The 11,518-nt window shown below is 57.8% G+C and carries 8 protein-coding genes and 2 pseudogenes; 5 read left to right on the plus strand and 5 right to left on the minus strand.

The genetic code is table 11. The features are described from left to right. Positions 1 to 712 precede the first annotated feature (712 nt). Together ACZYOF_RS38830 and nifA are read left to right on the plus strand one after the other, a co-directional pair. Positions 713 to 1,549, plus strand: a complete 837-nt coding sequence (locus ACZYOF_RS38830) for an SDR family NAD(P)-dependent oxidoreductase (RefSeq protein ID WP_028168866.1) — start codon at positions 713 to 715, stop codon at positions 1,547 to 1,549. Between the two features lie 228 nt (positions 1,550 to 1,777). Next, a complete protein-coding gene (nifA, locus tag ACZYOF_RS38835; protein ID WP_028168867.1) occupies positions 1,778 to 3,601 on the plus strand; it encodes a nif-specific transcriptional activator NifA in 1,824 nt (607 codons plus the stop codon). Here nifA and ACZYOF_RS38840 read toward each other — a convergent pair. Next, the gene (locus tag ACZYOF_RS38840) at positions 3,559 to 3,744 is read right to left on the minus strand and encodes a hypothetical protein (protein ID WP_130228489.1); all 186 of its coding nucleotides are present in this window, start codon (positions 3,742 to 3,744) and stop codon (positions 3,559 to 3,561) included. The two genes, nifA and ACZYOF_RS38840, sit on opposite strands and share 43 nt — an antisense overlap. Before the next feature lie 436 nt (positions 3,745 to 4,180). Between ACZYOF_RS38840 and ACZYOF_RS38845 the strand changes: the two genes are divergently transcribed. From ACZYOF_RS38845 to ACZYOF_RS38855, 3 genes and pseudogenes are all read left to right on the plus strand, one after another. Beyond that, positions 4,181 to 5,023: an electron transfer flavoprotein subunit beta/FixA family protein gene (locus tag ACZYOF_RS38845; protein ID WP_028168869.1), complete on the plus strand. Its 843-nt coding sequence runs from the start codon at positions 4,181 to 4,183 to the stop codon at positions 5,021 to 5,023. Positions 5,024 to 5,040: 17 nt separating this feature from the next. Then, positions 5,041 to 5,411, plus strand: a pseudogene (locus tag ACZYOF_RS38850) (electron transfer flavoprotein subunit alpha); the annotation flags it as partial. A gap of 79 nt (positions 5,412 to 5,490) precedes the next feature. Next, positions 5,491 to 6,789: an FAD-dependent oxidoreductase gene (locus tag ACZYOF_RS38855; RefSeq protein ID WP_463719047.1), complete on the plus strand. Its 1,299-nt coding sequence runs from the start codon at positions 5,491 to 5,493 to the stop codon at positions 6,787 to 6,789. Positions 6,790 to 6,809: 20 nt separating this feature from the next. Here the strand turns inward: ACZYOF_RS38855 and ACZYOF_RS38860 are convergent. From ACZYOF_RS38860 to ACZYOF_RS38875, 4 genes and pseudogenes are all read right to left on the minus strand, one after another. Beyond that, positions 6,810 to 7,120, minus strand: a pseudogene (locus tag ACZYOF_RS38860) (IS5/IS1182 family transposase); the annotation flags it as partial. Between the two features lie 451 nt (positions 7,121 to 7,571). Beyond that, positions 7,572 to 8,474 carry an NAD(P)-dependent oxidoreductase gene (locus tag ACZYOF_RS38865; RefSeq protein ID WP_463331876.1) on the minus strand — a complete coding sequence of 301 codons (903 nt, stop codon included), beginning with the start codon at positions 8,472 to 8,474 and terminating at the stop codon, positions 7,572 to 7,574. An 11-nt stretch (positions 8,475 to 8,485) separates the two neighbouring features. Next, the gene (locus ACZYOF_RS38870) at positions 8,486 to 9,166 is read right to left on the minus strand and encodes an HAD family hydrolase (protein ID WP_028169371.1); all 681 of its coding nucleotides are present in this window, start codon (positions 9,164 to 9,166) and stop codon (positions 8,486 to 8,488) included. Between the two features lie 7 nt (positions 9,167 to 9,173). Next, complete coding sequence (locus ACZYOF_RS38875) at positions 9,174 to 10,763, minus strand: amidophosphoribosyltransferase (RefSeq protein WP_463719048.1); 1,590 nt, start codon at positions 10,761 to 10,763, stop codon at positions 9,174 to 9,176. Positions 10,764 to 11,518 lie beyond the last annotated feature (755 nt).

The following is an 11,518-nucleotide window of genomic DNA, read 5'->3' on the forward strand; positions in this document are numbered from 1 at the left end:
TCACCTTCCTGCCTGGCATCAAGCATGGCATTTGCCATCGTTACACCTCCACCGATCCGCTCATGCCAGGCTGTATCGCGCGCAAGCCGAAGGATGGCTAGGTGGGGGCCTCATGCCGGTTACGTTCAACCCAGCCTTGAAGCCGTCCGCGAGGGCCTCTCGAAGGAGGCTGCCGACAATATCGCCACGCTCAAGAAGACTGCGATGGCGGAGGCCGCCGAGAAACGCTGCAGGTTGAGGGTTCGCTGCCGCCGATCCTGAGACCCAGTTCGATCACGGAATGATGAATGGAATGACGTGGCCGGTAACCTGGTTCTCAGGAGGGGCGGATTGCTCAACAGCAACACGTCGTTCCCCCGCATCGAATGGTGTGAGAGCCAACGAATTCGCCAGCGGTTCTGATATCCGCGCAATTTACGGACCTCGACCGACCGCATTGACAACATTTGCGGCAAAGCCAGCGCGCATTAGGGCCGTGGAGCAAGAGCCGAGCCAAATGGGCAGTGCCGTGCACGTCTTGCGGGACTTGAAAATCGGCTTGGTGTGCACCAGCGTTTGCTGCTGTCCGAAAGCAAACGCGCCCGATGTCCCGAACCCGCCAACCTGTTGCGAACACGACATTGGGCCGCAAAAGGTGCGAGCATTCCTCTGCATCGCACTGGCCCAAATCCTGCACCGCGTTGGCGGGCGAGGGCAAGATGGGAGGTGCGTTTTGAGTCTCGATCTGAGAAACGACGATGCGGTCGCCGGTCCACGGTCGGCGACCGACGTGAGCTGTCCGTTTCACACCGATAGAGCCGGCATCCAGCAGGGAGAACGGAAGACGTTGGTGCTGACCGGGGCGTCGCGCGGCATCGGTCACGCCACCGGAAAGCTGTTTTCGGAAGCGGGCTGGCGCATCATCTCTTGCGCGCGCCAACCGTTCGATGGCGGGCGCTGCCCGTGGGAGTCAGGGGCCGACAACCATGTCCAGGTCGACCTCAGCAACCATCGGATGCTGCCGCGCGCCATCGCCGAGGTCAAGGAGCGCCTCGCGGGCGCGCCATTGCACGCATTGATCAACAATGCCGGAATTTCGCCGAAGACGCCGAACGGTGCACGACTGACGTCCTTGACGACGTCAGTCGAAACCTGGATGAGGGTGTTCCACCTCAATCTGGTGGCGCCGATCCTGCTCGCGCAAGGCCTGTTTGAGGAGTTGAGAGCAGCGTCGGGATCAATTGTCAACGTGACCTCAATCGCAGGCTCGCGGGTGCACCCGTTTGCCGGCAGCGCCTATGCAACATCGAAAGCTGCGCTCGCGTGTCTCACGCGCGAAAAGGCGCACGACTATGCACCGCATGGCATTCGCGTGAACGCGATCGCGCCCGGCGAGATCAAAACAGACATTTTGTCGCCGAACACGGAAGCGCGTCTTGTGCCAAATATTCCGCTGCGCCGGGTGGGCACACCCGAAGAAGTCGCGAAGGTCATCTTCTTCCTATGCTCGGATGCGGCAAGCTATGTCACGGGCACCGAGGTGCCGATCGATGGTGGCCAACACCTGTGATCGACCCCCTACCTGCAGCAAAAAATCGCAGCTGATTTGAGTTACATCAATGGAACTCGTGTTTCCACGGAATCCGCGCGACGAGTTCGGAAGAGCAGAGAATAAGCAAATCAAAGCATTGTAAGTTTACCGTTATGCCACGATGAAGGCGCTGTAAGTTTTACCATCGTGCCATAATAAGGGGTTATCTCTTGCGGTCATTCCCTGTAGGGCGAGATCGAGGATGACATGCAACACAATATTCGCAAATCCGAACAGAGCGACAGGGAGGATGGTCATGACAACGGAGACGTCGTCATGCTGCATATCCCTTCCGTACGCGAAAGGCTTAACTCAAACTCCGAGACGGACCACACGGTCCCTATTGTGCCGTCGTATGAGAGCGCGATTATCGGGATCTTCGAAATATCGAAAGTACTCACCGCGCCCTGCCGGCTCGAAGTCACGCTGGCCAACGTTGTTGATCTTCTGCAATCGTTTGTACAGATGCGGCACGGTATCGTCTCTCTATTCCACGATGATGGCGTGCCGGACATTACCGTGGGCGCCGGCTGGAGCGAAGGCAGCGACGAGCGCTACCGGATGCGCCTGCCGCAGAAGGCACTGCAGGAGATCGTGACGTCGGACATGCCGCTCGTCGCCGAAAACGTAGCGGTGCATTCGGCCTTCAGTGCTGCGGACATGGAGGTACTCGGGGCCTCCGACGAGATGCCAGTGTCGTTCCTCGGCGTTCCCATCCGCATCGATGCGAATGTCGTCGGCACGCTGACGATCGACCGAATGCTGGACGAGGCCTCGAGCGTCCGGCTCGACTACGACGCACGGCTGCTCACCATGATCGCCAACCTTGTAGGGCAGACGGTGAAGCTGCATCGGCTGTTCGCGTGTGACCGCGAGCGACTGATGGTGGAGAAGGACCGCCTGCAAAAGCAATTGTGTGAGCTCAAGCAGCCTTCACGGGAGCGCAAGAAGGTCCATGTCGAGGGGATCATCGGGGACAGCCCGGCGCTGCGGGCGCTGCTCGAGAAGATCGCGGTGGTGGCCAAATCAAACAGCACGGTGCTGTTGCGCGGCGAGTCCGGTACCGGAAAAGAGCTGGTCGCCAAGGCGATTCACGAGCGGTCGGCGCGCGCCAAGCGTCCGCTCATAAAACTCAACTGCGCGGCGCTGCCTGAAACGGTACTGGAATCCGAATTGTTCGGTCACGAGAAGGGTGCCTTTACCAGCGCGTTCAGCTCCCGCAAGGGCCGCTTCGAGCTCGCCGACAAGGGGACGCTATTTCTGGACGAGATCGGCGAGATTTCGGCTTCGTTCCAGGCAAAGCTACTGCGCGTCCTGCAGGAGCAGGAATTCGAGCGCGTCGGCGGCAACCAGACCGTTAAGGTCGATGTTCGCGTGATTGCCGCCACCAATAAGAACCTGGAAGAGGCGGTGGCAAGCAACGAGTTCCGCGCCGACCTCTATTATCGGATCAGCGTGGTTCCCTTGCTGCTGCCGCCGTTGCGCGAAAGGCGCGGTGATATTCCGCTCCTCGCCACCGAGTTCCTCAGAAATTTCAACAGCGAGAACGGCCGTACGCTCGACTTCGATAGCAGTGCGATTGAAGTACTGATGAACTGCGGTTTTCCCGGAAATGTGCGCGAGCTTGAGAATTGCGTGCAGCGGACCGCGACCCTTGCACCTGGACCATCGATCGTAAGAGACGACTTTGCCTGCTGCCACGGCCAGTGCCTTTCCGCGATGCTGTGGAAAACCGGATCGGACGAGGTGGCGCTGCAGCCGCGGCCGATCGTATCAGTGCCGATTATGCCCGCCATGCCGCCGGCTGAGGCGGCTATGCCGGTCCCGCCTTTCGGCGGCGACCTGGCTCCGTTGGCACCAGCCGGCGCATCCCTCGTAGGTGGTGCGAAGATCACAGATCGCGAGCGTGTCATCGCGGCCATGGAAAGGTCCGGCTGGGTGCAGGCGAAGGCGGCGCGCCTGCTTGGGCTGACACCGCGCCAGATTGGCTACGCCTTGAGGAAATACGGTGTCGAGATCAAGCGTTTCTGAAAGGATTTGGCGCGCGTCGGGGCCGTGACCATCGGCGGCGCGGGCGCTGCCATCGCCACTGCCTGGGTAATGTCGCAATCGACCATCAGCTCACGCCGGATTTCAGTCGGCGAGATCATCGTCTGCTGGTTGACCGCGTTCAATTCTAAGCCCGCGTCCGCTCATGTGGAGCAACCGCCGCGCGCTGCGGGACTACGAAGGTATCGCCGTGTGCCTCGTGGCCGCAGGCGCCGCAAGCTCGTTGCGACGCGGCGCTTGCTCCTGGTGATGCGAAGCCTCGTCGGTTGCAAATGAGCTCAAGGCTTAGGCTTCCTCATGAGCGCAGCGGGTGCTGCGGTTTCCCGAGGAAGCGAATCCGTTTTGGGCCACCCGCTTTGACCCAGATCAACGATAAATTAAGCCGCGCGAGCCGAGCTGTCGTAGTCAGGACCAATGTCGCAATTCCGTCGCCGGCAAACGTCAGGCTAGGGTGAGATGACGTTTCCAAAAAGCATTGTATCGCTGCTGATTTTGAAATTCGCGCAGTGGTACGAAACTTGCTGTTCTCTTCGCCAGCCATTGCAATGTCTGGAGAAACATATGCACAACGTCGTCTGCATCAAGCAGGTTCCCGACTCGGCGCAAATCCGCGTGCACCCCGTGACTAACACGATCATGCGTCAGGGCGTGCCGACCATCATCAATCCATACGACCTCTTCGCGCTCGAGGCCGCGCTGGAGCTGCGCGATAAATTCGGCGGCGAGATCACCGTCCTTACGATGGGGCCGCCGTCGGCCGAGGACTCGTTACGCAAAGCGCTCACCTTTGGCGCCGATCGCGCCGTACTGCTCACCGATCGCTGCTTCGCGGGCGCCGATACGCTGGCGACGAGTTACGCACTTGCGACCGCCATCCGCAAAATCGGCAAGGAATATGGCCCGCCGGACCTCATCTTCACCGGTAAGCAGACCATCGACGGTGACACCGCCCAAGTTGGGCCCGGCGTCGCGAAGCGGCTAGGTGTGCTGCAGCTCACCTACGTCGCCAAGATCAGTGCCTTGGATCTTGCCGCACGCACAGTTGAAGCGGAACGGCGCTCCGAAGGCGGCGTGCAGGTGCTCCGCACCCGGCTGCCGTGTCTCATCACCATGCTGGAGGCAACCAACCAGATTCGCCGCGGCGCCATGGCGGATGCGTTGCGTGCCGCCCGGGCGCCGATCGTGAAGTGGAACGCGCAGCAGGCCGGCGTCGAGGACATCTCCAAATGCGGTCTCAAGGGCTCGCCGACCGTCGTTAAGCGTGTATTCGCGCCGTCCGCGCGCGCTGAGAAGGCGGTGCTGGTAGAAGCCGCCGAGCAGCCGGCGCAAGCATTGATCGACGCGATCTTCAAGCACCAGCCCAAGCTTGAGACCGATCTTGCGGCGCTGGCCCGCGATGCCTGATCCGAAGAGTCTTGATGATGAGCGATCTGACAGGAGCTCGCGCGTCTCCTGAAGGGCGCGCCGGCAAGAAGGCGCTCGCGGTGAATTTCAACGCAGTATGTCTGGGTCTTTATCGAACAGGAGCGCGGCCAGTGCAATCAGTCTCCTTGGAGCTGAAGCTGAAAGTTGATCTCGCGGAGGTCGTGATCGGTCCGGAGACAAAGGCGACGCGCAGCGCCCGCGGTCGAACTCTGCCACGGCGCCGACCTTCTATCTGGTTGCCGACAACATGCTTGCAGATTGCCGCAACGTGTCCGACACCAAGGCCTTGACCGGCCTTGTCAACACCTCCGAGCCGGAGATCCTGTTGTTGGGAAGCACGATCTTGGGTCGTGATCTCGCCGCCTCCGCCGTCGCCCTATGCAGGCGACCGCGTTGCAAGCGAGGGTAGGTTTGAGAACATGCGCCACTGAACAAAGGAGAGGCCCATGATCGAAGAGAGGTTCGATGCGATCGTTGTTGGCGCCGGAATGGCCGGCAACGCGGCCGCGCTGAGCATGGCCAAGCGCGGCATGAAGGTGCTGCAGCTCGAGCGCGGCGAATATTCCGGATCAAAGAACGTGCAGGGGGCAGTCCTCGATGCGGACATCTTGGAGCAGCTGACGCCAGATTTCCGCGAGAATGCCCCCCTCGAGCGCCGCCTTGTCGAGCAGCGCTTTTGGATAATGGAGAGCCGTTCCCATATCGGGCTGCGCTACCGCTTCAACGATTGCAATCACCAGCGACCGAACCGGTACATCGTCATCCGCCCCGAATTCGACAAATGGTTCTCCTGCAAGGTGAAGGAGGCCGGCGCCACCCTCTTGTGCCAGACTACCGTTACCGAGCTGGCGCAGAACCGCCGTGGCCGCGTCATTGGTGTGCGTACTGACCGACAGGACGGCATAATCCACGCCGACGTAGTGGTGCTCGCCGAGGGCGTCAATGGCTTGCTCGGGACGTGTGCGGGCTTGCGCGAGCGGCCGATGCCCGACCAGGTTGCGCTGGAGGTCGAGGAAATGCACCTTTTGCCGCGCGAGACCATCGAAAACCGCTTCAATCTCAAGCGCGACGAAGGGGTCGTGATCGAGGCCGCCGGCACCATCTCGCGCGGGATGACCGGCATGGGTTTCATCTATGCGAACAAGGAGTGCATCTCACTCGGCATCGGCTGCCTCGTCTCCGATCTCCAGCGAACGGGCGAAACGCCTTACGGGCTGCTCGACCGCTTCAAGCGTCATCCGTCGGTGGTGCCACTAATCGACGGCTCAGAGCTCAAGGAATATTCCGCGCACCTCATCCCGAAAAGCGGCTACAACACCATACCCCAGCTCTACGGCGATGGCTGGGTGGTAATCGGCGATGCCGCCGAACTCGACAGCACCAGCTATCGCGGGCGTTTGAACGTTGCGATGATCTCTGGGAAAATTGCCCCGGAGGCGATCTTCCGTGTGAAGTCGCGCGGCGGCCGCTGCACGTCGAATAGCTTATCATTGTACAAGAAGATGCTGAATGAGTCGTATGAGGATTTAAAAAAGAAGGATATGCCGGCGCTGATGCACACCCAGCCGGACAACTTTCTCCTCACCTATCCGCAGCTCGTCTCCAAAGCGATCCAGAACTTCGCTCGCATTGCCGGCAGGCCAGTGGCGGGGGAGAAGGACGCGGACTCAAAATCCTCTGGCGATGTGTGGTCATGGACCGGACTCTTCGGTGATGGGTTCCGCTTCCCGCGCGCCTGGCGTTGAAAGAGTATGAGGGTTCAGACTCAATTGATCCAATAGGCGACGATGGCCGCGAGGTAGACGGCAGCATTAGAAGTTCCTGGCGAGTTTGTCGTAGCGAATTGCAACACGCCTGAAATCCTTCTGCGCGGAAACAGCGCCTATAACGTTGCGCTTTTTGTCGACGCGTTTGCTGAATCTGTGGAGGATCACCCTGTTGGATTTTGTTTGGAATGACGGGCTTCGCGCCGCGATTGACGATTTCGGCGCGAAAGCCGTCGCCATCGTAGCCTTTGTCCCCAATGAGGGTAGACATGGGAGGTGCGAGTGTCAAAACGGCCGGCCCTGCGGAGACCGTTGGTGCGTACGGGATGAATGTTTGTGACACTGTGAGTTTCCTCCCCGTCTGAGATGGCCGGTTGCGGAAAACCCTCACGCCAGCCTCGCTGTAATTTCGGGCCGGGAATCTGCCGTCATAGACAGTTCCGACCAACCCGTAAGTGCCCTATCTTTTCGGCATATTTTCGGCGACTGCTGTACGGTTGCACAAATTTTCAGGATTTGTCGTTCAGCGAGAAGCCAATCGCAGATTAAGCGGAACTGTGTTCGATCTTCTGCGACAGCGCCCATCCACCGTCAGCGAAATGTTCAGGGCAGCACCGGTAGGGAAGGAGAAAAGAATCGAAAGCAACATTTGCCGCACCTTGCCGGGTCAGGAACAACCGCCGACTGCCGAACTCGCGACGGTCATCGAAGTCTGCAGCACACAAGTTTTTCGGGTGCTGTTACTATGTCATCCGTTGTCCTCAGAGAAGCGTGAGATGAGGTAAGGTGAGTTCACCTTTGCCTTCGGCAACAGAGGTGTGTAATTTTTGCGCGGCCGCAGTCAGAACCGGCACTGCTATTGCGGTTTCGCCTGCTAACCGCACGGCGCAATCAATATCCTTTGCGGCATTGGTAATGGATATCGCCAAAACATCCGGTCTTTCGCCCAACATAAAGGCTGCGAAATTTTGGAATATTCCGCTGTTGGTCGCGCCGCGACTGACTAACGAGCGTAAGGTTGCAAGATCAACGCCAAGGCCATCGGCAAACCGGCAAGTTTCAGCAGCTACCGCCGCTATGCCCATCGTCATGCCGTTATAGACCAGCTGGAGCTTATGGCCTTGCCCGACATCGCCGACAGGGACGATGTTCTCGCAAAACGCAGCAAGAATATCGGCAGCGATACGGAAACTTTTCCCATCCGATCCAACAACGGCGTTGAGACGTCCTTGCTCTGCATGTTCAGGGCTTCGCGTTACGGGGGCATCTATAAAGGCTAAGCGATGCTTTTGGGCCTGTTCGGCCAAAACGAGCGTTGAAGCAGGATGAGACGTTGTGCAGTCAAGTATCAGACTCTGTCGGGGTAAATGCGCGAACAATCCGTGTTGCCCAAGACAGACTGCCTCAACCTCGCGGCTTGAAGGCAAGGACAAAACGACGACATTTACATGCCTGGCCAATTCAGCAATGGAAGCACGTTCACAAGCGCCCATGCCGATTAAACGTTCCGCACCCCTACGGTTCTTGTTGGCTTTGATATGCAATTCGGCGCCATGACGCAAAAGACTGATCCCTATGCCGGTTCCCATGCGTCCTGCGCCGATCAGGCCGATCTTTTGTCGCGCTGGCATAGGCGTTGCGGTCGATAATGGATTTTCAGTCATGCTCTCGCTCACTATGCATTTCGAAAAAAGCCGGTTTCTTGCAGAACGCGCAGCCGCTTATGATGGTTATCAATGAGGTAGTCCGGCTGCGCCGCGTGCAAACGCGACTCGGACACAAACCCGCCGGTAATGGCTACGCTGATCAAGCCAAGATTGCGTGCAATATCCGTTTCGACCGGCATGTCCCCGATGAAGACGGTTGACCCAGGGTTCAGATTGTGTGTTTGCATGTACAGCTGAAGCCGTTCGCCTTTGCTCATGCTTTTGTATTGAGTAGCGCGGCTTTCAAAGGCCAGAACCTCATCGACGCAATCGTCGATTCCAAGCCTTCGCAATTGGGTACGGAGGGGTTCGACTATATGGTTGCTCAGAATGATGGTGGAAACGGCCTGTTGACGCGCCGTTTCCAAAATGCGGCGGGCGCCGTCGCGCAGATCGGCTTTGCTCGCCAGCGGCTCGTAGGTGTCGTGAAAAATAGCGCTGCCATCGCTATCCACTGTTTCGACTTCGCGTTCCGACATTCCGAGATTGCGGTAAAGGACGGAAAGTGGAACGTCGCACTGGTCCAAAAAAGTTTGCATGTCGATGGCAGCGCGGCCGAACCGGCTCAGAATGGCGTTCGTCGTTTGCAGCAAGGCATCGGCATCGTCGAGCAGAGTGCCGTTCCAATCGAATACAAGAGCCGGCTTCATCGTGACCTCAGGCAGCGGATACTTTTGTGAAGGCGAGATCGGCGACCAATCTATTCAAGTTTTCGTTCGCGCGTTTTTGCCCTGCAGGAGTTGGCATCTCGACCGTAAACGGAGATAGATCGATTCCATCATGCCCCTGCGGCAGCAAGGATACGAGAGAATGAAAGGGCAGATAAGTGACGCTGGCAGCATTGATGGACAAAGCAATGTGCCTTTCGATCACCGTGAGCGTTTGCGACTCGATTTTATGGAAACGCTGACTGTTCTGTCGCGCTTCGGGTGGCAATGTTTTCCAGACTTTCCAGAACGCCAACTCATCAATCGTGTCGATACCCATGCCGTAGTAATTTGGCGCTACGATGGGCGGAGAACCGATTGCCCAATGCACAGCCTTGACCCCGGCGGCAAGGAGCATTTCCGTCACTGCCCGGCTTGTATCGCCGCGAATAAGCGCCTCATCGGCTATAATTATGGTTCGGCCTGTAACGTCTTTGCTTGCGACCCGGTACTTTTGCGCGATAAGCGATTTGCGTTCGCCAGCGATGCCTATGAGCGTGCGCTCCGAACAGCATGTTGCGATCACTTCGTGCCTTTGAACGAGGGCACCCTGTTGTTCGGCCAGAGATGCGAATAGAACATCGGCATACGGCTTTCCCGTACGCGGCATGGAAGAAACGATGATGGGGGCGGAGCCCGTTTCGACCACTAAAGTCGGCGAGATAATTCGACCCAGGGTAACGCCTATATTGTGACGGGTGCTCAGATGAGAGTGGCCTCGTATCGACGTTTTCGTATTTCCTAGATAGAGCGTCTCATAGGCGCAAAGCTTTGGCCTGTGTCCAGCACGGCCAACAAAGCGAGTGATGCAATCTCCCGTTTGTCCGTCCACATACTTGATGTGACTTGGCAATATCTCGTCCGCTTGGCCTTGTAGTCCGGAGAAAGCGCAATTTTCGGAGGCAAAGAGTACAAAACCGTCTTCGGTTTTCATGAATTCCAAAGGCCGCAAATCACTACGATTGCGGAAAGCAGTTAGATTACCTTGACCATCCAATAAAAGTGCGATGACGGCCCCATCAATACGGACATCAATGTCACGAAAGACTTTCTCGTAATCAACCGGCAAAGCGTGCTGCCAATAGTCTTTTTGACAAATGCGCTCAATAAGCTTGAGCGGAAGCTCTGCATCCGTTCTGCTGCCAAACCGATAGCCTTGGGCAAGCAGTTCTTCCTTAAGTTCATCAGCGTTGGCCAAAGCGCCGTTCAAACAAACGGTCAAGTGGCGATGGCCGGCTTTATGGTTGTCAAGGGGCTGGACGTCGCCGTCACTGTTCTCCCGGGAAGATGGAGTACGAATATGTGCTATCGCTACATGTTGCCTGAAATTCGCACCCTGTTCATCATAATCAATCGTTGCGAAGTCGCGTGGTGGCCGACATGACTTTGTATATTGAAAACTTTTTGCATACATGAACGCGGCAACGCCGAACCCCGCCTGTCCACGGTTTTCAAGCTTCGGAACCATGTGCTTGAGCCGATCGTAAACCGTCTTTTGTGAACGGCTTGGCAACAGAAAAGCGCCTGCAATACCGGACATGCTTCTCTCCTTTGGACAACGACTGTTACCGTGTCATCGTTTGACGCCGCGTGTTGTTGTGTTCAACCGTGTCCGGTTGAAGACATCCATGTCCGGAGCCAGACACCAAGGCGGAAGGAATCCGGCGGCTCGGCGCGAAGCACATGGTCTTGCCCTTCATCAAGCAAGGCTCGTACCAGGGCTTTGTCGGCGCGCCTGAAGCTGCCTCTCACGACGCTGTCTCAGTCGCGGCAGGTTCGTCATGCAAATAGTCGCGACAATCTAGCTTTCGTAGGCAGGGGAAAGGCGAGAGTTATCCAGCATTCGCCGGCTTAGGAGCCGCAGTCTTGGCTTACGTCATGGTTGGTGCACTGCGCGCGGTGCATGCGAGTCGAATGCGGCGAACAGTATCAGGAACGATATGTGTGGGATCGAAAAGAACTGCACCGAATATGAAGGTAACTTCGAATGGACCCGAAGCGGCGGGCCCGGTACTGGTTGAATAGCGTGTGTAGAGGAGTTTCAGCTTATGCAGCAGAGGTGTGCGCAGCTGGGCTGCAGATGTGCTCAGCGGTGCACCTTCGCTGCAGGAATCCTATTATCGTTCAGAAGGCTCGGGTGATACGATCGCACACTGGGAAGCTTGACCTGAAATGGACCCGCGGAGCGGGACCGCTTGAACCGGTTTGTTAGTTGGAAACTGACCGCTCCTGATCCCTTTCTATCACGCAGCCAGAGACGCTGTCTGCTGCAGTTGCTGTGGGCATGTGGTCAAC

Source organism: Bradyrhizobium sp. LeoA1Lang, assembly GCF_055413685.1.